This is a genomic window from Saccharicrinis carchari (assembly GCF_900182605.1).
GTDB classification, from domain to species: domain Bacteria; phylum Bacteroidota; class Bacteroidia; order Bacteroidales; family Marinilabiliaceae; genus Saccharicrinis; species Saccharicrinis carchari.
Genome location: NZ_FXTB01000008.1, coordinates 62,901 through 86,598, shown reverse-complemented (window position 1 = coordinate 86,598; position 23,698 = coordinate 62,901). Strand labels below are relative to the sequence as shown.

17 protein-coding genes are annotated in these 23,698 nt (G+C 42.2%); 12 read left to right on the top strand and 5 right to left on the bottom strand.

What is annotated here, in order from left to right; translation table 11 throughout:
• Positions 1 to 115: 115 nt before the first annotated feature.
• Positions 116 to 508 carry an alternative ribosome rescue aminoacyl-tRNA hydrolase ArfB gene (gene arfB, locus FN809_RS13845; RefSeq protein WP_142534124.1) on the bottom strand — a complete coding sequence of 131 codons (393 nt, stop codon included), beginning with the start codon at positions 506 to 508 and terminating at the stop codon, positions 116 to 118.
• A gap of 214 nt (positions 509 to 722) precedes the next feature.
• Between arfB and FN809_RS13840 the strand changes: the two genes are divergently transcribed.
• The 4 genes from FN809_RS13840 to FN809_RS13825 all read left to right on the top strand — a co-directional run bounded on the left by FN809_RS13840 (position 723) and on the right by FN809_RS13825 (position 5,491).
• Positions 723 to 1,529 carry a sirohydrochlorin cobaltochelatase gene (locus tag FN809_RS13840; RefSeq protein ID WP_142534123.1) on the top strand — a complete coding sequence of 269 codons (807 nt, stop codon included), beginning with the start codon at positions 723 to 725 and terminating at the stop codon, positions 1,527 to 1,529.
• 17 nt (positions 1,530 to 1,546) lie between these two features.
• Entirely contained in the window at positions 1,547 to 2,278 is a 732-nt protein-coding gene (locus FN809_RS13835) for an SIR2 family NAD-dependent protein deacylase (RefSeq protein WP_142534122.1), read from the top strand.
• A gap of 161 nt (positions 2,279 to 2,439) precedes the next feature.
• Positions 2,440 to 3,186, top strand: coding sequence for a 3-oxoacyl-[acyl-carrier-protein] reductase (gene fabG / locus FN809_RS13830; protein WP_142534121.1), 747 nt, complete (start codon positions 2,440 to 2,442; stop codon positions 3,184 to 3,186).
• 94 nt (positions 3,187 to 3,280) lie between these two features.
• The gene (locus tag FN809_RS13825) at positions 3,281 to 5,491 is read left to right on the top strand and encodes a beta-N-acetylglucosaminidase (RefSeq protein WP_142534120.1); all 2,211 of its coding nucleotides are present in this window, start codon (positions 3,281 to 3,283) and stop codon (positions 5,489 to 5,491) included.
• Positions 5,492 to 5,583: 92 nt separating this feature from the next.
• On the opposite strand, the gene FN809_RS13820 is transcribed toward FN809_RS13825, so the two are convergent.
• The 3 genes from FN809_RS13820 to FN809_RS13810 form a co-directional block, all read right to left on the bottom strand.
• Positions 5,584 to 8,955, bottom strand: coding sequence for a family 16 glycoside hydrolase (locus FN809_RS13820; RefSeq protein ID WP_142534119.1), 3,372 nt, complete (start codon positions 8,953 to 8,955; stop codon positions 5,584 to 5,586).
• A gap of 248 nt (positions 8,956 to 9,203) precedes the next feature.
• The gene (locus FN809_RS13815) at positions 9,204 to 10,493 is read right to left on the bottom strand and encodes a Gfo/Idh/MocA family oxidoreductase (RefSeq protein WP_221929430.1); all 1,290 of its coding nucleotides are present in this window, start codon (positions 10,491 to 10,493) and stop codon (positions 9,204 to 9,206) included.
• 160 nt (positions 10,494 to 10,653) lie between these two features.
• The gene (locus FN809_RS13810) at positions 10,654 to 11,055 is read right to left on the bottom strand and encodes a response regulator (protein ID WP_246095606.1); all 402 of its coding nucleotides are present in this window, start codon (positions 11,053 to 11,055) and stop codon (positions 10,654 to 10,656) included.
• Between the two features lie 218 nt (positions 11,056 to 11,273).
• On the opposite strand from FN809_RS13810, the gene FN809_RS13805 reads away from it, so the two are divergent.
• On the top strand, positions 11,274 to 13,976 hold the full coding sequence (locus FN809_RS13805; RefSeq protein ID WP_142534117.1) for a serine hydrolase domain-containing protein: 2,703 nt from the start codon (positions 11,274 to 11,276) through the stop codon (positions 13,974 to 13,976).
• Here the strand turns inward: FN809_RS13805 and FN809_RS13800 are convergent.
• Positions 13,947 to 15,221, bottom strand: coding sequence for a replication-associated recombination protein A (locus FN809_RS13800; protein ID WP_142534116.1), 1,275 nt, complete (start codon positions 15,219 to 15,221; stop codon positions 13,947 to 13,949). The genes FN809_RS13805 and FN809_RS13800 overlap by 30 nt on opposite strands.
• A gap of 249 nt (positions 15,222 to 15,470) precedes the next feature.
• Between FN809_RS13800 and msrA the strand changes: the two genes are divergently transcribed.
• From msrA to cas3, 7 genes are all read left to right on the top strand, one after another.
• Complete coding sequence (gene msrA / locus FN809_RS13795) at positions 15,471 to 16,064, top strand: peptide-methionine (S)-S-oxide reductase MsrA (protein ID WP_221929429.1); 594 nt, start codon at positions 15,471 to 15,473, stop codon at positions 16,062 to 16,064.
• Between the two features lie 644 nt (positions 16,065 to 16,708).
• Positions 16,709 to 17,497, top strand: a complete 789-nt coding sequence (gene cas6 / locus FN809_RS13790) for a CRISPR-associated endoribonuclease Cas6 (protein WP_142534115.1) — start codon at positions 16,709 to 16,711, stop codon at positions 17,495 to 17,497.
• 22 nt (positions 17,498 to 17,519) lie between these two features.
• The gene (locus tag FN809_RS13785; RefSeq protein ID WP_142534114.1) at positions 17,520 to 18,152 is read left to right on the top strand and encodes a hypothetical protein; all 633 of its coding nucleotides are present in this window, start codon (positions 17,520 to 17,522) and stop codon (positions 18,150 to 18,152) included.
• A gap of 53 nt (positions 18,153 to 18,205) precedes the next feature.
• Positions 18,206 to 19,630, top strand: coding sequence for a type I-B CRISPR-associated protein Cas8b1/Cst1 (locus FN809_RS13780; RefSeq protein ID WP_142534113.1), 1,425 nt, complete (start codon positions 18,206 to 18,208; stop codon positions 19,628 to 19,630).
• 12 nt (positions 19,631 to 19,642) lie between these two features.
• Positions 19,643 to 20,740, top strand: coding sequence for a type I-B CRISPR-associated protein Cas7/Cst2/DevR (gene cas7i, locus FN809_RS13775; protein WP_185957562.1), 1,098 nt, complete (start codon positions 19,643 to 19,645; stop codon positions 20,738 to 20,740).
• Positions 20,740 to 21,399 (top strand): type I-B CRISPR-associated protein Cas5b, encoded by a 660-nt coding sequence (gene cas5b, locus FN809_RS13770; protein ID WP_142534111.1) that lies wholly within the window; start codon positions 20,740 to 20,742, stop codon positions 21,397 to 21,399. The genes cas7i and cas5b overlap by 1 nt, the downstream gene beginning before the upstream one ends.
• Complete coding sequence (gene cas3, locus FN809_RS13765) at positions 21,396 to 23,678, top strand: CRISPR-associated helicase Cas3' (RefSeq protein WP_142534110.1); 2,283 nt, start codon at positions 21,396 to 21,398, stop codon at positions 23,676 to 23,678. Before cas5b ends, cas3 begins: the two co-directional genes overlap by 4 nt.
• The last annotated feature ends 20 nt before the right edge of the window (positions 23,679 to 23,698 follow it).

Sequence of the window (23,698 nt, the reverse complement as noted above, 5' to 3'; positions counted from 1 at the left end):
AATTAATTTGATAAGGTGGAATGTACTTTCTTACTAATTTATTTGCATATCCGCATAAATTGAATACTGTTTATAAATTATTGGATACAGATTGCTGTTCACGGAATACGGATTACTATACATCGGGTCTCCGGCGGTTTTCTTTTCGTTGGCTACGTATTTTTTTGTTTTGTAAGCGTTTAAGCTTTGAGCTGCGTGTGGGTTGGGTGGGTTTTCGTTTTGTGGCCGGTTTTAATGCCTGGGCAATCAGTTGATGGAGCAGCTCAATGGCCATTTCCTTGTTTCGGAGCTGCGATCGCGTCTCTTCACAGGCAATAATTAACTCCCCCTCTTTGTTTATACGATTTTTTAGTTTGTGCACTAGGGTACTTTTTTGCTTTTCGCTTAGTATTTGCGAAGCCATCACGTCTAAACGTGCAATAATACGGGTGTTCACCTTGTTTACGTTTTGCCCGCCCGGGCCGGAACTACGCGATGCAGAAAAAGATATTTCAGGTTCGAGGTTCATCAGGTCTTTGCTTTGTTTGGCCTCAATATAATAAAAAAGAAATGGAAGATAGAAGGGCGCAGGCAGATTAAGGTTTTAGTTGTCCGTTTGCATAATTCCCAAGTAATTTGGACTTGTACAAAAAAATGTTTATTTATTGCATAGTTAAAATAAAACGGATTGCCATTATATAAGCTATTATTGCTTTTTCAAGTAATGCAATTGAATAAATACAATGACAAAAAAAACAGAACAAAAACGTGGGATATTGTTGGTTGCATTCGGAACCAGCCATTCCGAAGCAGCTATAGTTTTTGAGCATATCGAAAACAGGGTGAAGATTGAATTTCCCGACGCGGAGGTGCATTGGGCCTATACCTCAAAAATAATCCGAAAAATTCTGAGTGCCCGAGGGCGACACATAAATTCACCTTCTCAGGCCTTAGCAAAAATGGGGGACGAGGGATTTACGCATGTTGCGGTGCAATCGTTACACATTGTACCCGGTGAGGAATATGATAATCTGAAATTAACTGTTCAAGCCTTTAAAAAAATACCCAAAGCCTTAGCAGCTGTAGAGTTGGGCACGCCACTTTTATTTTTGCACACAGATATTCAAAAAATGGCTGCCATTGTCCACCAAACCTTTGGCAAATATACCGATAACAGTAGCGTTTTGATACTGATGGGGCACGGAACTTCTCACGCTTCTAATGTTTTTTATCCTGGTTTTCAATACTACCTTAGTAAAAAATCAGATAGTTACTTTATGGCTACCATTGATGGTTATCCGGAACTGAGACATATAGTGCCGGATTTAAAGAAAAAAGGCATTAAGAAGGTAACGCTTGCTCCGTTTTTATCCGTTGCCGGCGACCATGCCAAAAATGATATGGCAGGGAAGGGTGAGCATTCGTGGAAATCCATACTATTAAAGGAAGGGTTTGTAGTGGATATTATTCAGAAAGGATTGGCAGAATATCAGGAGGTGGTAAATATTTGGTTGGAGCATTTGAAGGTGGCATACAGTAAATTACGTTAATTTTTTACAATTAAAATATGATTGATAAAGTTGTTGAGTTATTAAAAAAATCAAAATATACCATTGCTTTTACTGGCGCAGGTATCTCGGTGGAGAGTGGTGTGCCTCCGTTTAGGGGCGATCAGGGTATTTGGAACAGGTATAATCCACAACTATTGGAGTTGGACTATTTTTTAGCCAATCCTGAACCTTCGTGGAAAGCCATACGCGAAATTTTTTATGATTTTTTTACTGATGCCAAACCCAATTCGGCCCATGTTGTTTTGGCAAAGCTCGAAGAGTTGGGAATTCTTAAGGCCGTAGTAACCCAAAATATTGATGATTTGCATTTTAAAGCGGGCAGCAAAGAGGTGTACGAGTTTCATGGTAATTCGCAAAAACTCAAGTGCTTAAAGTGTGGGTGGACAGTAAATGCGCACGAGGCAGATTTAAACCTGCTTCCACCTGCTTGCGTAAAATGTGGCGGACTTTTAAAACCGGATTTCATATTTTTTGGCGAAGGTATCCCACCTTTGGCTTATCAAAAAAGCTTTGAGGCAGCCCGTAATACCGACCTTGTGCTGGTGATAGGTTCAACCGGGGAGGTGATGCCTGCATGTCAGGTACCCTACGAAGCAAAAAGAAAGGGGGCTACCGTTGTGGAGATTAATCCCGGCGAATCAAATTTTACGCACCAAATTACTGATATTCATTTAAAAATGGGTGCAGGCAAGGCAATGGAGTTAATAGGAGAGCAATTTGCTCAATAGGGATATACACCGTAATACAAAGCCTTAGTAGTCTTATTTTTCCGCTATCGAAGCAGCGTATATTACCTGCCAATGGGAGATAGCTCCTTTGAATATAAATTATTACATTTGTCGTATATTTATTTACGCAAACTATATTTTTAAATATAAAACCTTTGAAAATGAAATTATTAGAAGGCAAAACTGCTATAATTACAGGTGCTGCGCGCGGAATAGGGAAAGCCATTGCTATTGTTTATGCAAAAAATGGTTGTAACGTTGCTTTTACCGATTTGGCCATTAATGAGGCCGCTCAGGAAACCGAGAAAGAATTGAACGCTATGGGTGTTAAAGCCAAGGCTTATGCTTCAGATGCTAGTAATTACGAGGATACAAAACGAGTGGTTGGTGAAATAGTAGCCGACTTTGGCCGTGTAGATATTTTGGTGAATAACGCCGGTATCACTAAAGACGGTGCCTTAAAACGAATGACCGAAGAGGCATGGGATTTGGTTATTAATGTTAACCTTAAATCAGTGTTTAACTTTACACAAGCAGTTCAACCCATCATGTGGAAACAAGCAGCGGGTAGTGTGATAAACATGAGCTCTGTGGTAGGTGTTTCAGGTAATGCCAACCAGTGTAACTATTCTGCTTCAAAGGCAGGCATTATTGGTTTTACCAAATCGGCAGCCAAGGAAATGGGTGCCAGAGGAATCAGACACAATGCTATTGCACCGGGTTTTATTATTACCGAAATGACCGGTGTGTTGCCCGAAGACGTGAAAAAAGCCTGGGAAAGCCAGATACCTCTGAAAAGGGGTGGTACTCCGGAAGATGTGGCCAACACTTGTGTTTATCTAGGTTCAGATCTTTCTTCCTACGTGAACGGACAAACTATTCATGTTTGTGGTGGTATGAATATGTAATTTATTTAATTATTATATTTAAAGGCTATCCATGTGGATGGCCTTTTTTATTTTTTTAGAATGTTTAATTGTTAATTATCTAAAATATAAAGTCATGCAATTAAGAATTTTCTTTTTATCGATAGCGATTATGGGTTTTCAGACCTTATTTTCGCAAAAGGTTCAAATTCAGCCAACACCGCAAATAGTTAGTCAGCCATCCGGCCATATTTTAAAGCCCGAAGAGGTGCGGATTATCGGAGCAAATAGTGCCGATAAAGAGGCGGTAAAATTATTGAAATCACTTTTTTCAATAAGTGAAAGTAAAAAAGGCTTTCCTATTTATTTGGGCGAAAAGTCGGATAAAGCGATCCGTAAATATAAGTCTCAAATCCCTAATAAAGCAGAGGGTTATTATCTTTCAATAGAGAAGAACAAAATTGTGGTTGCAGGTAACGATGAACGCGGCACTTACTATGGAATGCAGACTTTAAAGCAGCTGTTGGTCGATGGCAAGTTGCCACTTTTAAACATTAAGGATTACCCCGACATTACCGCCCGTGGAGTAGTAGAAGGTTTTTACGGAACACCCTGGAACTACGAGGATAGGGTGAGTCAGCTTAAATTTTATGGTGCCAATAAGTTGAACACGTACATCTATGGCCCCAAGGACGACCCCTATCACCGATCCCCCAACTGGCGTGAGCCTTATCCTGCCAAAGAAGCAAAAGCCATTAAGGAATTAGTTCAGGTGGCCAACCATAATCATGTTGATTTTGTATGGGCCATCCATCCGGGCATGGATATTAAATGGAACACAGCCGATCGTGATGCAGCCATTAGCAAATTTGAAGCGATGTATGATTTGGGTGTAAGGGCCTTTGCCGTGTTCTTCGACGATATTTCATGGGAGGATAGTAACGCGGCTAAGCAGGCCGATTTTCTTAATTATTTAGATGATAATTTTGTGAAGGTGAAGAAAAATGTGCTGCCCCTAATCTTATGCCCCACGGAATATAACAAAAGCTGGTCAAAGATCGAGAAAGGGTATCTGCCTACGCTGGGAGAAAAACTGAATCCTTCAATTCATGTGATGTGGACCGGTGACCGTGTGATATCAGATATCGATCGCCAGGGCTTGGAATGGATTAATCAACACATTAAGCGAAAAGCTTATATCTGGTGGAACTTTCCGGTGTCGGATTATGTGCGTGATCATCTGTTAATGGGGCCGGCTTATGGATTAGACACGGGTGCCAGCGATTTGATGTCGGGATTTATGAGCAACCCAATGGAGTTTGCCGAAGCATCCAAAGTGGCCATCTATAGCGTGGCCGATTATGCCTGGAACATAAAAGCTTACCAATCGATGGAGGCATGGGAGAGAGCCCTGAAAGCCGTGATGCCTAACAACTGCGAGATGTTCCGGGTTTTCGCCATCCACAATGCCGACCTAGGACCTAACGGGCATGGCTATCGCAGGGACGAATCGTGGGAGTTTAAAGAGATAGCAGAAAAATATCTGAACGAGGTTAAATCCGGAAAGTGGAAGGTGGAAACCATAGCTGATGTTCAACAAGAATTTATTCAGATGATGATGTCGGCAAAAACCCTGCTGCAAAGCACAGATAATCCAGCATTGATTGATGAAATCGAGCCATGGTTGCTGCAGTTCCGTCTGTTGGGCGAGAGCGGACTGGCGCTTACCCATTTGCAAGTAGCGCTCGAAAAGAACGACAAAGCCTACTTTAAGAAATTGTACAGTTATATCAAACTGCTTAAAGAGGAGATGTTTAAAAATAGTAATTCTTTGAACCAAAACCCTTATCAACCTGGCGTTAAAACAGGTAGCCTGGTTATTGAGCCGCTTATTAATAATGCACTGGCAGAGTTGAGTAAGCAATACGCCCAAAGGTATAACGAGGAGTTGCCGTCCATTGCCAATTACATACCGCACCTTATTTATACTAATTTAAATCAGGTTGAAAACTTGCCCATTCGTTACTTACACAAAACTATTTCTATCTCACCATTGCTCGAGGTACTAAAGGTTCCGGCAAATGGTTATGTGGGAATAGAATTAGTTCCGGAGCAAACCGTATTACACAGCAAAATAAACATGGGCTTAGATGAATTTCCCGAATGGGCAAAAATTCAGGTTTCGGCAGATGGTGATAACTGGACTGATTACCAGGGTAAATACAATGGCCGAAAGGAATGGGTAGGCGGAAAGCTGGAAGGTTTGTATCGCTTTGTGCGAATGGTAAACACCTCAGCCAATGAGCAAGAATGTTACCTGAAGCGATTTGAAGTAAAAATAAAATAGGGTCAATAATTGTAAGGTGGCCACGCCAAAAAAAATAAGTAAAAAAACCGTTTCTACTAGTAGAAACGGTTTTTTTGATTTTGTCTTAACCTCTATAGCTCCTTTATTCTGATATTCCTGAATTTCACCACCGAACCGTGGCCTAAAAATCCGATGTGCCCTTTTTTGTTGAAAAGGCCGGGATGTTCTTTACCATCGGCAGTGCCGTTTTTGGTGGCTTCGCGAAGGTTGCCGTTCAAGATAACTGTACCGTTGAGCGTGATTTTTATGTGGTCGCCATTGGCAATCACCTCCTGAGTATTCCATTCGCCAACTGGTTTCAGATACCCGCGTTTGGCCGGGATGATGCCATATACCGAGGCATGGTATTGGAAATCGTCCAGCTCGGCATATATGGGTGCCGTATTGTCCAGTATCTGAAGTTCCATACCCACGTATGCGGCATCGCCTTCCATGGGTGTTCGAATGCCCAGGCCGTTGTTGGCTCCGGGTGTGAGCTGAAACTCGAAACGGAAAACAAAGTCGTCGTACTCTTTTTTAGTGTAAAGATTACCACCGGATCCCTTGCTGGGGCGAATAACGATGTTGCCTTCTTCGATAATATAATCAGTGGTATTCCCGGTCCAATGGTTTAAATTGGATCCGTCGAAGAGAGCCGTGAACCCTTCCTGCTCCTCCTCTTCAGTCATGGCGTAGGTTACTGTGTTTATTTCGCGCACATAAATATCCCGGAAAGCTAATTCGTTGCCGTGTGCCTGTAGCTCAATGGCTTCAATGGGGAAGATAGGCTGTTTGCGGTCCCAGTAATTTTCCATCGTTACGTTATCCACCACCAGTTCGCCATTAAGAATTACAGTTACCTTTTCGCCTATCATTTTAATATAAAAGCTGTTCCATTCGCCTACACGGTTGTCGGCTACCTTCAGCGGTATGCTGGGGTGTTTCTGGTTATTGTAAAGTCCGCCGGAACCTACCTGAGCGCCAACTTCTACCAGGGCCGTGTCCCAAATCTGAACCTGGGGCGAACCACGCAGGTAAATACCGCTGTCGCCACCTTTGGTAATTCTCCAATCCACGAGCATCTCAAAGTCGCCATATTTTTTTACCGAACACAGGTTGGCCCCCTTGCCGTCGAATACGATGGTACCATCTTTAACGCTCCAGTTTTTGGTCATTGCTTTGTTGGCTATAATTTGCTTGACCGCCAATTCCTTTTTGCTCATTTTTGCGCGTGTAAGAGGGTTGCCCACCAAGCCCTGCCAGCCGTCCAGGTTCTTGCCGTTAAACATGGAAACGTAACCGCCCTGGTTGGGGTTTTCGTCCAGGTACTTTTTAATGGCTTGGCGCTGGTATCCGGCATCGGGGTTGTTTAAAACTGTGCTAACTTTGTTGAGCATTCGGGTAGCTACACTTCCGGCGTAGGCCTTGTTGTTTAAAGCAATGTTCATAACAGCTTGTGCAGCAGTCTCCATTAAATCAGTGTTGTCTAAATATTGTTCAAGGGAAAGAAGTGCCTGAAAAGTACCTGTGTTACCCAATAGCTTTAAAATTTCCTTCTTCTGCCTATCGGTTTTGGCCAATTGCAGGGCTTCGCGTAAAAAGATAGTACGCACTTCGCCGGTTTGCTGCGAACGGGAAATCAGGTTTACGATGGCATCTACTGCTTTTATTACCTCGGTGGATTCATCGCTGTTTCGGGCAATGGAGAGCAGTGGGTGGATTGCCTCAAAGTCAGGCCATTGGGTAAAAGCCTCAAAAACCGCGGCCTTGGATTCGCCCGAAGCACTTGAGTAATCGTTCATCAACAAGTCCAGTGCCCCTTTTGCACCGGTATGAGCCAACATTGCATAATAGAGGTGCTTTTTTTCGCTGTTATTTTCCATCTGTGCCTGAATCTTTTTAAGCTGCTCTTCCGGGCTTTGTGACGAAAGCGCTATGTTGATGGCTTTTTGGATGGCTGCCCTGTTTGGGGTATCGGATGATTCAAGCATACCAAAGAGCTCGTCCAGATTTTGCGCTGAAACTACGTAGGGCAAAGCCTCAAAAGCGGCTAACCTAAGTGCAGTATCATCTGCCGTCAGTTGACTGCGCACCAGATTGTATTGGTCGGCCGAGCGGCGACTGGCCAACAGCTGGAGTATGGCTACTTTACCTGCCTGGCCAACTTGCGGGAAAGCTTTCCCCAACGATGGAGCCATGTTGCCTTTGTAGGTAGAAAGTGCTTCTTTGGCCAGCGAAATAACTTCCCTATCGTTACTTTGCAGTAATTGGGTGAGGCCTTCGAGAATTTGGGGTCCGCCTAGTTTTTCGGCGGAGCTGATGGCTGCTTTTTGGATGTTCTTATCATTGTTGTTGAGCGCATTGACAACAGCGGGAATACCTGCTTCCAACCGTTGGTTGCCCAGCCAATAGAGGATGGCGGTTTTTGCAATGGGATTGGCGGAAGGGAGCCGGTCGAGAATCAGCTGATTGTTATGGCCACCGTTGTTAATGTAAAAGCTCAATGCTTTGGTAACATAATCCAGATGCGCGTCGTTAAGAGCCTTTGATAGCAGAACATCTGTATTGGATTGGGGCGAGGCCATTAAAATGTTCAGCGCGGCGATGCGCAGCTCCTGTTTGTTCAATGCCGTGGCTTTGGTAAGTAATCTGCCGGCTTCTTTTGCGGCGGTTTTTGATTCTCCCTGCCCGGCCAATCTGTTCAACAGGGCCACATAAGCGTTGGTAGCGCCCGTTTTGTCATAACCGAAGCCAGCCTTCTCGGCGTTTTTACGGAGTGTTTTAAGCGAGGCTTTTGAACCGGTTTGCCCAAGGGCCATCAATAGCGCGCCTTCTAATTGCATTGACGGGGCAGCTTTAAGCATAGATAACAGAACGGGTTCAGCTTTTTTATACCCTCTTTGGCCGATGGTATTGACCAGGGTTATGCGGATGGCTTCAGTTTTGGTCCTCTGTAAAGAGGATAACAATGCCGCATCGGCTTTGGGATTGCTCATGGCGGCAAGCGCCTGCGCTGCGGGGTTGGACAAGCTTTCGTTTTGGAGATAGGCGGTGAGAGGAGTAATGCTCTCCTCTTGTCCTATCCGTTCGAGCTGACGAATAATAAAGGCTAGGGTTTCGGGTACATCCGTGGTTTCCAGGGCTTTGAGATAAGCTTTTTCGGTAAGCGATCGTTGGGATTCGTCCATAGAAGCATTATGGGTCCAGCCACTTAGGGCAAACTCTATGGCTTCATTGCTCTCCGCTCCCGGAGGCTGCATCCTGCTCACCAGGTTCAGAATACCCTCTTCGCCGGTGGCCATCAGATCCTGAATGGTGTGTTTGTATTTATCCTGCTTGTCGGCAGGTAGCTGTGCTAAGGCATCGGCAATCACCGTTGAAACGCTGCGGTTTTTGGCATGCTGTGCCTGTGTCCCCGTTAGGACAAAAAGACTGAGTAGAATTAATATAAATGTTTGTTTCATCTGATAGATATTAGATAAGAGACTATTCCGTTACTTTTTATTTATTTTTGCTGGGAAAAGACTACTAAAACAGCATATTCCGCCTATGCGGAAGATACACCGAGACGCAGTTGCTTTCCTTTTAATTCCCGTTAAACGGGACGGCATAGTTTATTGTGTGTATTAACCCAATAATATGAGTGTTTCATTATTTTTAGCTAAAAACTCATGTAAAAGTGCGTGAGTCATTTGATGTAAGCTTGCAAAAATTAGATGTGCCAGGGTGAACGCATGGGCGGATTGGCCAAGCGATTGGCTTCATCGTCGCCGATGAATGTTTGTTTTGCGGGATCGAAATGGAGCGTCCGGTTTAGCCGAAGGGCTATGGCACCCATATTTACCACCGTGGCCGAAGCATGTCCGTTGATCTCGTTCAGGGCATACTTCTGGCGTGATTTAATGCATTCTACAAAATCGGTGTTCTGTGTTTCGGGCTCCGGGTAGTCGGCCAGCTTTTTTTTCCAATTGGGTATGTCGCACACAAAATTTTTATATACATTTCCTTTTGGCCCTGCAATATAAGGGGTATCGGGGGTACCATACTCGCCGCCCCAAAGTACTATCTGGCAGCCGTCGTCGTAGGTGTATGTGATGGAGCGCCAGGTGCCCACTGCATCGGGGTGCTGCTGCGGGGCATCCACCTCAACCTTAACTGGGCTGGTGCTGTCCTTGCCCAAAAGGTATTGTACGGGGTCGATATAATGTTGGCCCATATCGCCCAGTCCGCCCGCATCGTAGTCCCAATAGCCACGGAAGGTGCTGTGAACTCTATGGCTGTTGTACGGTTTGTGCGGTGCCGGCCCTAACCAGGCGTTGTAATCGAGCTCGCGGGGTACAGGCTGAGGCTCGAGATGGTTTTTGCCCACCCAATAAAATTTCCAGTCGAAACCGGTGTGCTTGCTGATGGTTACCTTGAGGGGCCAACCCAGCATGCCGCTGTTCACCAATTTTTTAAGCGGTTTAACGGGAGTGCCCAAGCCATAAAAGTTATCCCTAAAACGGAACCAGGTGTTCAGCCGGAAGATATTGCCATGTTGTCGGATGGCTTCCTTAACCCTCTCCCCTTCGCCGATGGTGCGGGTCATGGGTTTTTCGCAAAAGATGTCTTTTCCGGCCTTGGCGGCCTCCACAGCCATAATGCCGTGCCAATGGGGTGGGGTGGCAATGTGTACGATATCTACGTTCTTGTCCATGATCAATTCACGGAAATCGGCATATTGCGACACTTTGTCCTTGGCTTTTTTAGCGGCTATGGCCAGGTGCTTGCTGTCCACATCGCAGATGGCAACCAGGCGTGTACCATCGTAGTTAAAGTGGTTGCGTCCCATTCCGCCTACACCGATGATGCCTTTGGTGAGCTGATCGCTGGGTGGGATGAAGCCTCTCCCCAACACATGACGGGGAACCACCGTGAACAGGGAAAGCGCCCCTGCCGTTTTTAAAAATTTGCGTCTGTTGGTTTTCATGAGCAAAAACAATTTGTTTTTTAATTTTTTCATTTATCACCCCGAAGTTATGTAAAAAATTAATAATTCAAGACTTTATTTATTTTCATGTATCCCACATTTTTCCTTTTAAGTTCAGTACGCATTGCTACCAACAAACAAAGGCTGCACTATTTAAAGCGCAGCCTTTGTTTGATATAATTATATTATTTACTTAGTTGTTAAGGTATTTCGATAAGGTTTCCATTAAAGTTTGAAGTCGGATTGGTTTTGCCAGGTAATCGTTGCATCCGGCTTCTAAGCATTTTTCTCTTTCGCCCGACATAACATGTGCTGTTTGTGCAATAATGGGTACGGTGCTATCAATTTTTTTTATTTCGCGGGTTGCGGTATAGCCATCCATTATCGGAAGTTGCAAATCCATCAAAACCAAATCGATGCGATTTTCTTTGTACATTTCAACTGCTTCCAGACCGTCCTTGGCCCAAAGAATGGTAGCATTCGTTTTTCTGAGTGCTGCATCAAAAAAAATCTTGTTGGTATCTACATCCTCAACAACCAGGATGACTTTATCTCCCCAATTTTGGTTTAAGGAACTGCTTATGTTTTCGCTCATAATGCCTCAGAAATGGATAATAATTATTGCCTTTATACCGGCTAAAATAATCTTTGTTGTGGTATTTACCAAATAAATCAAAAATAATTGTGTTGGATATATTTTGAAATAATTAAATACAAAGCATTGTAATTTTTTATTTAATAAATCTTTTTATTCCATGTAATTTTGAGTATTTAATCACGTTTAGTAAACGTATCGTATAAACATGTATCGGGGTGACAAAGTATATTTTTCTATTTGCTATAATTATATCCTGGCAGGTGAGTCTTCGCAGTCAGGGGTTTTGGGATGAATCAAAAATAGATGCTGCTTATTTAAACTTAAGTATAGAGCAAAAGGTTAAATCGATTTTAATTGTGCCCACCATTCGTCATTATTCAAAAAGGAATGATTCGGCAGCTGTTTGGCTTAGTATGGATAGGCTTTTTAAACTGGAAGAAGGATATAAGCCTATGGTGTCGGATATGTTAATGCGATCGGCATTTATGAATGGCAAAAACCATGAGTTGCAAAATCAATTGACTAATGTGCTTTTACGGAAAAAAGCCGATGGTGTTTATTTTCCTATGCAATCACCCTACTCCCTGCTCTTTCAGGATAATGACAACAAGCCGGTTGATTTTTTTCTGGAACCCGCAGGAAAGTTGGTTGTGCCTTTTATAGATGAAGATACACTAAAGCAATTTTTTAAAACCAAACTTTATAAGTTACCGGAAAAGGTATTATCTGAGCATGATAGTCGGTCGGGTATTTCGCCGCAGCAAATGGCTACTTCCAATTACTTAAAAGGTACGGATTGGAAAAACATGCAGAAAATGTTGAAGGAGTATGAAAATCCTACCCTCGAAATGCTATTGAAGCACGGCGGGCTCATCTATAGCGATGATGTTGAAAATGATTACAATACCTTATTAAGATTATTCCGCAATAACATTTTACCTGTTGAAATATTGGAGAAGAGTTGTAAGAAAAGATTACGCATCAATGAACTATTGAATCATAAGCCGGACACCAAGGAATATTTTACTTTAAAGCAGGAAGTAAAGAATGTAATCCGCAACTTGTACAAAAAAGGAGCGGTGCTTCTTGAAAATGAAGGGGTAATACCGGTGAATAAACTAGTACAGCGCAACATCGCATCTATTCATATTGGGGTAGAGGAGGAGTCTGTGTTTCAAAAAACATTGTCGGAATATAGTGCTATAAAGCATTTTACGGTAGAGCAAATTCCCAACATGGAAAGATTAAACAGGCTGCGTAAAGAAATGGAAAATTACAACACTATTATTGTAGGTGTGAATGGCGATTGGTACGAGCAAAATGTAAACATCAAACTTTACTCTTTTTTGCATCAAATATCTTCTACGGCCGATTTAATACTAGTGCATTTTGGTTCGGGTAATAGGCTGGCGGCATTGCCCGATGCCCATCCTTTTAAAGCTGTTTTGTTATCGTTTGATAGTAATAATATGGCACAAGATATTGCAGCCCAAATTATTTTTGGGGGCGTGGCCGCACAGGGCATACTGGCGAAAAGAATTAACGATAAATTTACTTTCGGTACCGGCGTTTTTACTCAGAAAACCCGATTGGGTTATGCGCCCACCTACGAAAAGGCCAATACAGATACCCTAAGGTTAATTGATCAACTGGCCTATAAAACCATTCGCGAAAGGGCTACACCGGGATGTTGCGTATTGGTGGTGAAGGATGGCGATGTTATTTATAACAAGGCTTTTGGTTATCATACCTACAACAAAAAAAATCATGTAGCTACCTCCGATTTGTATGATGTGGCCTCAGTTACCAAAATAGTGTCTGCTGTACCGGCATTGATGAGGATGTACGATGAAGGAAAGTTAAAACTGGACGACAGCTTATCCTATCTGTTGCCGAGGTTAAAAGGGACAAATAAAGGCGGCCTTCGTATTGACGATGTGATGCTGCATCAAGCGGGATTAAAGTCGTGGATTCCTTTTTATATCCGTGCCATAGATCGCGACAAACTAAATGGCGAGGTATACGGATACCGATATTCTAATCAGTATAATCTTAAGTTGGATACCCGATTATATCTCAATAAGTCAGTCCGTTACAGATCGGATATATTTCGGAGTAGTAAAGCAGATGACTTTAATATTGAGGTGAGTGGAGGCCTGATGATGAACCATGCTTTTATCGATTCAATGCGAATGGGGATAGACACCTCTGAGGTAAAGGCCAGGCCAAAATATTTATATAGCGATTTGGGATATTACTATATTAAAGAAATAGTGGAGCAGGCGTACAGTATGCCCCTGGATATGTTTACAGAAAATGCGTTTTACAAACCCTTGGGTGCAGCGCGTGTGTTGTATAATCCTTTAAGGCGGTTTAGTAAAAAAGAAATTGTACCTACCGAGAATGACAGGGCATTCCGTAAGGAGCTTATACATGGTTATGTGCACGACCCCGGAGCAGCTATGATGGGCGGGGTGGGCGGTCATGCTGGGGTGTTTGCCTCGGCTGGTGATTTAGCCAAAGTGTTGCAAATGTACCTTAATAAAGGATCATATGGTGGCGAAAGGTATATAGATTCTACTACCATCAGCCTTTTTAGTGCCGTTCAAAAAGAAGGCAACAGGCGAGGGCTGGGCTTTGACAAACCAGTGCTCGATCCGGAACTGTCGGGTCCGGCTTGTCCGGAAGCTTCTCCATTATCCTATGGGCACTCAGGTTTTACCGGAACACTGGTTTGGGTAGATCCTGAATACGACTTGATTTATGTTTTTTTGTCGAACCGGGTACACCCCAACCAGTACAATAAAAAGCTGATTACTGATAATGTACGCACAAAAATTCAATCGGTAGTTTACCGTGCCTTGCCTGAGTATTGGGAAAAGAAAAGCTCAGAACCTGCCTTTCCAGAGGCGTTTTAATCTTTCCAAAATTTTTGATTCCTGTGGATTGTTTTGGGGGCGGTACAGTTTGTTGTTTTTTATCTCCTCGGGCATAAAATCCTGAGCCACAAAATTTTTCGGGTAATCGTGCGAGTACTTATATTCCTTACCATAGCCTAGTTCTTTCATTAGTTTGGTAGGAGCGTTGCGCAAGTGCAGTGGTACGGGTAGATTACCCGTTTGGCGTACCAAAGCCTGCGCTTCGTTTATGGCCATGTAGGCCGAGTTGCTTTTGGGGCTGGTAGCTAAATATATGGTAGTCTGCGACAGGATAATTCTGCCTTCGGGCCATCCAACCATTTTTATGGCCTCGAAACACTGGTTGGCCAGTAGTAATGCGTTGGGGTTGGCCATGCCCACATCTTCGGCCGCCGAAATAACCAGGCGACGGGCGATGAACTTTGGATCTTCGCCACCCTCTACCATGCGCGCCAGCCAGTAAACCGCTGCATCCGGATCGCTGCCCCTAATGCTCTTAATGAAAGCCGAGATGATGTCGTAGTGCATCTCACCGTTTTTGTCGTAGGCTGCCGGATCCGATTGAAGACATTGCGTTACCTTATCGTTGGTTACATCAATTGTATCGCCGTCGTGGGCATTGACCACCAGTTCTAGTATGTTAAGCAATTTGCGTGCATCGCCACCTGAAAAGCGGAACAAGGCCTCCTCTTCCTGAATGTTGATATCTTTCTTTTTTAGTACTTCGTCTGTGGTTAGGGCCTTTTTTGTGAGCTTCCGCAAATCGTCCACTTCCAATGATTTTAGCACATACACCTGACAGCGCGAAAGCAGGGGTGATATCACTTCGAACGAGGGGTTTTCGGTGGTGGCTCCTATCAGGGTTAACACACCCTGTTCCACGGCACCCAGTAGCGAGTCCTGCTGCGATTTGCTGAACCGGTGTATCTCATCAATGAAAAGGATAGGGTTGGGGCTGCTGAAAAACTTGCTCTTGCGAGCCTTCTCTATCACTTCCCTCACATCCTTTACACCCGAATTAATGGCTGAAAGATTGTAGAAGGGGCGATCCAGTTGTTGCGATATAATCTTTGCCAGCGTGGTTTTACCTACCCCCGGAGGCCCCCATAAAATAATGGACGAGATAACGCCCGAGTCTATCATCTTGCGCAGCACAGCATCTTTGCCCACCAAGTGGTGCTGACCGATGTATTGATCTAAAGTGGTGGGGCGCTGTCTTTCGGCCAGTGGGGGATAAGCATTCATATCTGTTTTTTGTTTGCTGCACAAAATTAACAATCCAAGCTGAATTAGCTATTCTATTTCCTGTCTTCTTGAAAAATTGAAACTACCAAAATAAGTAATGTAAATAACACTGTGACTCATCCAAACAAAACTAAAAACTGCCCATTTTTTGAACTCAATCGGACATATGTTGTTTTAAAATACCAAGCAACAGCTTACATTTGTAATTCTTGTCAGCGGTTTGTTGTTAAGCGAATGAAAAAGCGACAGATGAAACGATTGTTTATAATAACCACAGCAGTATTTTTATTTATGGGTTCAGAAGCAAAAAATAAAAAGAAAGCAACACTCGGTGCCGGATGTTTTTGGTGCGTAGAGGCTGTTTACGATGAATTACAAGGTGTATTGTCCGTTGTGTCGGGATATGCAGGTGGGCACGACGAAACCCCCACCTACAACGAGGTTTGTTCCGGCAATACGGGTCATGCAGAGGTGTGCCAAATAACCTACGATGCCGACCAAATATCTTTTGGCGAGATATTGGCCGTGTTTTGGTCGGTGCACGACCCGACTACCTTAAACCGTCAGGGAGCCGATGTAGGCACACAGTACCGCTCCGTCATTTTTTATCATAGCGAGGAGCAAAAACGCATAGCACAGGAGCAAATAAAATTAATCGGCGAGCAAAAACTCTACACCGATCCCATCGTGACGGAAGTAGCACCGCTCACCAAGTTCTATCCGGCCGAGGCCTACCATCAGGAGTACTTTGCCAATAACCCTAACCAGCCCTATTGTCGCATGGTGGTGGGGCCTAAAGTGGAGAAGTTTCGAAAGTTGTTTAATGATCAGTTGAAAAAGTAGAGCTCGCGTGGCAGGTCTTCGGTAACCCTAAAGGGTATGTAGCTCCTGCCGGCATTTATCTTCCTTTTCGGCATCCATTTAAGGCATCCTAAATTCTGCTACCCGCTAAACAAGAGATCTGCCTGTTCATATCCCAATTGTATCCACTGTATTTTTACCTGTCAAAGTAGCAAAGCCGTAAGCTGCACTGTTTTCTTCAGCCTTTTCGTGATATGGTTTACTGCATTCTTCACTATTACCCCGCGTTAAACATTGCGTCTAACATATTAATGATTTATTTTTTGAGTAAGGGAGTGTTCCAAAATAAATACTCCCAGCGAAGCAGGAGTGTAGAATTTTTTTTTCGGATTATTAGCTTACACCTTATTGCCTCTATCGCAGGTGGTTTGTTATGATGCTTAAGCAAATTGTTCGTCAAATAAAATAATAAAGACAGAAATATTAAATTCTCACCATTGACCGCAATAAAATAATTATTAGATTTACAGTTAACAAATCTTAATACCTAAGCAAATGAATCATCACCTCCTTTTAACTCCCAAGTGATTAAGCCTTATAAATCACACAATAATTACATACCATATACTTAAATATTCAGCTATTGGCCATTTAATAACCAATGGATTAAAAAATAATGAATAAGAATGAGATTGAAAATAACATTAAACCGCACCAGTAGGCAACGCATGCTGCCCATGGATTACCAGTATTTAATCAGCGCCTGGATATATAAAGTGTTAAAGCAGGCCGACAAAGACTTTGCAAGCTTCCTGCACGAGAAGGGCTATGGTTTGAGTGACACCAAGCTCTACAAGCTGTTTTGTTTTTCGCGATTAGATTTTGGAAAACCAAAGATGTGGAAGGAGCGTAAATTGTTTGAGATAAAGGAACAGGAAATCACCCTGCAAATTAGTTTTGATGTAAGCGAGGCAGCCACCCATTTTATTAAGGGGCTGTTTATGAGTCAGGAGTTTTACCTTGGCGATCGTTTTAATGGCATCGATTTTAAAGTAACAAGTGTAGAAGCCCTGGCCGAACCTGAATTTTCGGAAACCATGCACTACCGTCTGCAAACCCCATGGGTGGTAAGTTATAAACCGGAGGGAAGAAAATACGCTCAATACCTTAAACCTAACGAACCCATGTTTAATACGTTGTCGGTAAAGCATTTGAAAGAGAAGTTTTTAAATACGCGAAAGGATGGTACCATTGAAACTCCAATAGTGTTAAAGCTTTGTGGGCCATCTAAAAGAAGTGGTTTCTTGGTTAAGTCCGGCACCAACAAAGAAACAAGGGTAGTTGGAAATATTTTTGACTTTGAGCTTCAGGCTCCCATCGAACTACAAAAAATGCTCTGGAATGCAGGGGTTAGCGAGAAGAGCAGCAGTGGTTTTGGGTGGTGTGAAGTGAACAATAAGCAAATGGATAATTAAACAAAAATAATAAGCTTGTTTGATGCGTGTAATACAGACTATAGAACCCGGCTATTACTATCATATTTATAATTGTGGCATAAACGGTACTAATCTGTTTAATGGAAGCGATAATTATGAATATTTTATGGGTTTGTATGAAAAGTACATTTATAAAGTTGCCGACACTTTTGCCTGGGTATTAATGCCAAATCATTTTCATGCACTAATTCGCATAAAAGATGTTGAAGACATTGTTGAAAATATTAACCCCGAAAGGGTTCAAAACCCTTTCGGGGTTTGTGATGCAGAAAAAATAACAAAATATGTAACGCAGCAATTCTCGAACTTGTTCAATAGCTATGCGCAAGCTTTTAATAAAAGGAATAAGCGGCACGGTAGTCTGTTTGAGAAACCATTTAAACGAAAAAGAGTTGATCAGGCAAACTATTTTAAAAACTTGGTTTTATACATCCACAATAATCCCGTCCACCACGGGTTTTGTCAACACCCAATTGAATATCCCTGGAGTAGCTACCTAAGCTGCATTTCCATTAAACCAACTAAGCTGCGTCGCGAAGCGGTTATTGGGTGGTTTGATGGTATGGCGAACTTTAAAACAATGCATAATGAAAAAGTGGAAGTGATAGAATTGGAGAAATGGTTTGAAATATAAAAACAACAATCCTGAAAGGATTCTAAATATGTCAGGAGTAACCGAGAAACGACATGAAACAAAATTACAAAACAATTGATTATGAATGGCTGACTCGGCCAACAGGCGATCCCTTTGCAGATGCCGGCGGATTTGCCATTGAATATCTTTCGGAAAAATTTCCGAATATGGATATACTGGAGCTGATTGACTACATCACCAAGATTTACGTTGAAAAATGGGGAGGGAAATTGAACGCTTTTTTTCTTAATTCGAAAATTACCCAGCCTGCATTTAAGGGAGCTCGAAAAATTGAAGAAACTGTAAAGTATTTTTGTGCTCTTGTCAAAGAAGAAGAGACTTCGCAAGAAGGCTACTGTCGAATAACTGGAAGAAGAACAAAAATATTTAATGGAGGCAGGGATAATTCAATTATGACAGGATCAGGTACGTTGATCAATTATCACCACTTTTTCCAAAAAGGGATTTCACTTTCAAAGGAAGCTCTGATAAGAATTCACTTTGTGCCATTTGCTTGTCAACAGCTACAAGGAAAAATAGGCTTGATGCAAAGCAGCAATGAGGTTTTAAGTAGATTATTCGTAAGGTTGACCGTTGAAAAAAATCTTCATGAAATTGGAGTTGGGCTTTCAGAAGGTGTTGCAAGATCAAACTATAACAAGCCCGCCAATGCAATTTTTGATTTCGTGGACTTTGCACTATCGAAATTAATTGAATTCAGAGAAAGTAACATTCTGCCTTCTCTTACTCTGTATCACTTTACAAATTTTGGGGCAAGCCCTGAAATACAATTATATCAACTTCCAGCGAAAGTTTTTCTGTTTTATCGGACTTGCTTGCAGCCTCGATTTAAAGATGATTGGCAAAAGTTTGTTCGATGTCACTATTTCGATGGTAAACACAAAGGAGCAAGATACAATATTGAAACAGAAAAGTTTGAAATCATCAAATCAAAAAATACAGAGGTTATTGAACAGGAAGAATACAGACAATGGTTTAACCGTATTTACAATAAGCTTTTGATTAACGAAAATATAAGGATGGAAATGCTTCGTTGGTCACGCAAACATCCATTCAATTTTGAAATTGTATCAATATATCAACAAAACATTATAGGCATGAAAAAAGAAACCATTATCAAAATCAAAGAGTTGGCTGCTTTCCTTGTGCGGGAAGAAGATGCTGATAGAATCAAGAAAAGAATAAAGGCACTCGACGGTGCAAAAAATGCATCCCACCTTCGTCGTTTTATACTGAAAGATGTGGTTGTTGCCAATTACGCGGAAGGGAGCAAAAAAGCGATCGTTTCGGTCGATGATTATGTAAATTACCTGTTTCCCGATGGAGCCTATTGGGCTGAAATCAGAGATCTCCTTCTCATCGCTATTTATCAGGAACTACACGAACGAGATTTAATCTCAGAGGAGTTGAAAGCGGAATTAAAACCAGAGATTGAAGAAGAAGTAATTAACGATTAAACCAAATAAATCATGAAAAATATTAAAACACAGGGATTCGTATTGATTGACGTAGATGTTGTAGCATTAAACAATGCCGGAAAAAATACCCAAAGTAATAACGACAATGCAATTGCAACCAAATCAATTCGTAAAAACGGACGCAGTTATGTGTATGTATCGGGGCAGGCTTGGCGTTACTGGTGGCGCGAAGCATTGCAGAAGAATCTTGGCTGGTCATTATCGCCAATTACACGAGATGGTAAAATCGCCTTTACAAATGCAAATCCTATAAGTTATGCAGATGACGATGTTTTTGGTTATATGCGTGCAGCAAAAGATGCTGAACTTGATGAAAATGGAGAACCCAAGAAAGATAAAAGAGGAAACATTAAAATGACCAATGTTACCGTTACCCGCGTATCTCCATTAAAAAATTCCGCCATAATCTCAGCAGCAAGTGTTCGCCCCGAAGAAAACTGGTCGAGTATGGCGCGTCAGGAAGGAGATGCTGTACCATACGAAAAGCAGGAATACAGCGCGATTATGAAGGGAATGTTCAGTCTTGATTTATCGATGATTGGTACTTTTTCGAATTATGATCGTACAGGATATAAAAATCTTTCAGGAGTGTTACAGGAGGAAGCACTAGAAAATGGAGCATCCGAAATTGACGACCCATTTGTACTTGACGCTAAAGGTAAACCAAAACAATTAATACGCCTTGACAAGAACACCCGTCAAAAAAGAGCCGTTGATACAATTCAGGCACTTAAAACCATTTCGGGGGGTGCCATGCAAACTAATAACATGGGGGATGTTACGCCCAAGTTTGTAATTTTGGCAACCACTACTAGCGGAAACCATCCGTTTAGTCATGTAGTTGGAAACAAAGGTCAACGCGATGAAGAAGTGGTATTCAATTTTAAAGGACTACTTGAAGTGTTGAAAGATTACAAAGAAACTTTCACTGGATCCATTTTTATTGGACATCGAAGCGGTTTTATGGATGAGATAGCAGATGATTTGAAAACGTTGGAAGGCATGACAGACATTCCTTCGGTGAAAGTGCTACCCGTAAATGAGGCTATCGACCAGTATTGCAAACAAATGAAATTACAAATTGAATAATGAAAGCATTCCGTATAAAAATTAACTCTTGGACTTCAAGCTTTCGATATCCAAACCTGATTTCGGGTTTTCAACCTACGCTTGAAGCACCTCCAGTGAGTACGGTTATGGGCTTAATCAATGCTGCATCGGGTAAGTATTTGAAGAACTGGCAAATTGAGTTGGGCTACTATTTCGATTTTAAAATAAAGACTGTTGACTTGGAAACAATATATCAGATCAAAGCCAACGCTAAGAATTACCCAGACAACACGGTGAAATCGAACATAATCCAACGCGAGTTCCTTTATGATTGCCAGTTGTTCCTTTATTTAACCGATGAGGAATTGGTTTCCAGCTTTTATCAACCTGCTTACCAACTTCTATTGGGACGAAGCGGCGATTTGGCTGGAATCGAAAGCATCAAGGAAGTAGAATTGCAAGAAGTAAGCAATGCCCAATTTGCGGGGCAAGTTATCCCTTTCAACGGGAACTATTTGCCGGGACAGATTCAGGCGTTGCCCAAATACTTCAGCAATACCATTCCTCGCAAAAACGTGGGGACTGAACCGTACTCTGTAATCTCTTACGACAATCCGGTCAACTCACCATTAACCGGATTCAGGTCTGAACTGGAAGAATTCGATAGCGATATTTACTTTCACACGTTTGAAGTATGACAAACAATACCAAGGAGGTTCTGGCTAAATCAGAACCTCCTGTTTCACTAAAACAACACGTTGGCGAATGCCTCCGTGTATACGAATCTCTCAGAAAAGCATTTGAACGTTTGCCTGTAAGCGATTTAAACAATTTCTGGGAGCTTGTTCGTTTGGGCATCGTCTTTCACGATTTGGGGAAATCGCATTCCGAGTTTCAGAGGATGCTTGAAGGAAAGCGGGCAAACTGGTATCAGCAACGGCATGAACTGTTTTCAACACCCTTTATCGATCGGCTGGATTTGCCGGAAGAGGATAGGTTGCTTTTGAAACTGATTGTTGCCGGGCATCACAAAGATTTCAGTTTCCTGTTTGAGCATATTCAACATGGATATAAATCGGGCGAAGATATTTTTTCGCTAACAGAGGATGGGAAACTCGATTGGGAGGAAGAAACACGGAAAATTGATGATGGGTTTGTCCAATCGTTCCTCAAAGAGTACCATATTTCTTTAAAGCCAAGCCCCCTGGCTTTGCCCATGCAACTGGTAAAAGAATATATGCACAAACCAGTCAACACCACCAGCATCAATTTCAGAGAACTGCTTTTAGCTGCGGGAGCATTGAAACAATGCGACCATTCAGCATCAGCCGGCATTTTCAAAGTAAATGTGTTAGAAGATAGGCATTTCAATTTCTTGTACGAAAAAAAATGGGCTCCTTATTTCCACCAAAAAAAGGCTGCTGAAACCAATGGAAACATTGTGCTTACCGCTCCCACGGGGTCGGGCAAAACCGAAGCATCATTGATGTGGTTGCACAAACAAATGAAAGGGAACGGACAGGGACGGACATTCTACATTTTGCCGTTTACAGCTTCCATCAATGCCATGTTCGAAAGGCTTGATGAAAAAATGCAGGGCAATAATGAAATTGTGGGCGTTATTCATGGTAAACTTTCGGAATACATCGAAAGCAGGTTTGGTGACGAAAATTACAGTTGGCAAAATGAAAAACTGAAACATGAATTAAAAGATAACTTCCGGGCATTGGTTCCGCCGCTAAAAGTAACAACGCCTTTCCAACTATTGAAGTCTATGTTTGGATTGAAAGGTTTTGAAAAAGGCATCTTCGAAATGAGTGGAGCTTACTTTATCTTCGACGAAATCCACGCTTATGATCCTGAGGTAACGGCTCAAATAAAAGTGTTGATTGAGTTTGCTTGCCAATTTCTGAATGTGAAAGTATGCTTAATGACAGCAACTTTGCCAACTTTTTTGAAAAAGGAGTTTACTAATGCCATTGGTGAGCACTCCGAAATCCGTGCCGACGCCGAGCTGTACCAATCGCTTATACGCCACCGCATCAAAGTCGCCGATGGATTACTCTCGGAGCACATCAATGAAATTCAACAGAGGTTAGATTTAGGAGAAAAAGTTTTGGTGGTGAGTAATACCGTGAAACAAGCCCAAGAGATTTACAATAGATTAGATGCGTCAAAAAAAGTTTTGCTACACAGTGCCTTTAATGGTATAGACCGAAACAAGAAAGAAGCCAAATTGATGTCGGGCGAAGTGAAATTATTAGTTGGTACGCAAGCCATTGAGGTAAGTTTAGACATTGATTACGATGTAATTTTTACCGAATCGGCACCACTCGATGCCTTGTTGCAGCGTTTTGGTCGTGTAAACCGGCACCGTGTAAATGGTCAATATCGCCCGCCTTGCGATTGTATCATCTTCTCCGGACGGAATGACGTGGATAAATTCATCTATAAAAATGAGGATGTTATTACACGAACATTGAATGCACTTAAAAATATTCAATCGGAAAATTCAGGCCTTGTTGCCGAGAATGAACTTCAATTCTATATCGACCAAGTTTATCCCAATTGGTCTGAAAAAGAAAAAGAAGAATTTGATCTTGTTTATAAGCATTTGAGGGCCGATGTCAGGGAAAATCTAGCCCCATTTATCTATTCCCCTCATCGCGAAGAAGAGTTTGAAAAACAGTTTGATGGAGTGAAAGTACTTCCCGCAATTTTAAATAAAGAATACCAAGATTTATTGGAAGCAAATCAATTCATCAAGGCCGAATCGTTGAAAGTTTCCGTTTCAAAACGGCGTTTTGCATCTTTGATCTCTCAAGACGGAATTCATCGTGACGTTTCTGCATTTCAACTCCTTAGAAAGGAAGGAATTAAAGAACAAGCTTATTATATCATCAATCGTAAATACGACGATGAATTGGGTCTTCAACTTGACATTCAAGTAAAAGCAGAATTTGAAAATATACTGTAGAAAAAGTAGAAATTACATTA

Bases quoted from the DNA above. Each gene is read 5' to 3' on its own strand.
- cas6 (WP_142534115.1), top strand. From the start codon at position 16,709: ATGAGATTGAAAATAACATTAAACCGCACCAGTAGGCAACGCATGCTG.
- FN809_RS13825 (WP_142534120.1), top strand. From the start codon at position 3,281: ATGCAATTAAGAATTTTCTTTTTATCGATAGCGATTATGGGTTTTCAG.
- FN809_RS13800 (WP_142534116.1), bottom strand. From the start codon at position 15,221: ATGAATGCTTATCCCCCACTGGCCGAAAGACAGCGCCCCACCACTTTA.
- cas3 (WP_142534110.1), top strand. From the start codon at position 21,396: ATGACAAACAATACCAAGGAGGTTCTGGCTAAATCAGAACCTCCTGTT.
- cas5b (WP_142534111.1), top strand. From the start codon at position 20,740: ATGAAAGCATTCCGTATAAAAATTAACTCTTGGACTTCAAGCTTTCGA.
- FN809_RS13840 (WP_142534123.1), top strand. From the start codon at position 723: ATGACAAAAAAAACAGAACAAAAACGTGGGATATTGTTGGTTGCATTC.
- cas7i (WP_185957562.1), top strand. From the start codon at position 19,643: ATGAAAAATATTAAAACACAGGGATTCGTATTGATTGACGTAGATGTT.
- FN809_RS13780 (WP_142534113.1), top strand. From the start codon at position 18,206: ATGAAACAAAATTACAAAACAATTGATTATGAATGGCTGACTCGGCCA.
- FN809_RS13835 (WP_142534122.1), top strand. From the start codon at position 1,547: ATGATTGATAAAGTTGTTGAGTTATTAAAAAAATCAAAATATACCATT.
- FN809_RS13810 (WP_246095606.1), bottom strand. From the start codon at position 11,055: ATGAGCGAAAACATAAGCAGTTCCTTAAACCAAAATTGGGGAGATAAA.
- FN809_RS13815 (WP_221929430.1), bottom strand. From the start codon at position 10,493: ATGAAAAAATTAAAAAACAAATTGTTTTTGCTCATGAAAACCAACAGA.
- fabG (WP_142534121.1), top strand. From the start codon at position 2,440: ATGAAATTATTAGAAGGCAAAACTGCTATAATTACAGGTGCTGCGCGC.
- msrA (WP_221929429.1), top strand. From the start codon at position 15,471: ATGAAACGATTGTTTATAATAACCACAGCAGTATTTTTATTTATGGGT.
- FN809_RS13785 (WP_142534114.1), top strand. From the start codon at position 17,520: ATGCGTGTAATACAGACTATAGAACCCGGCTATTACTATCATATTTAT.
- FN809_RS13820 (WP_142534119.1), bottom strand. From the start codon at position 8,955: ATGAAACAAACATTTATATTAATTCTACTCAGTCTTTTTGTCCTAACG.
- arfB (WP_142534124.1), bottom strand. From the start codon at position 508: ATGAACCTCGAACCTGAAATATCTTTTTCTGCATCGCGTAGTTCCGGC.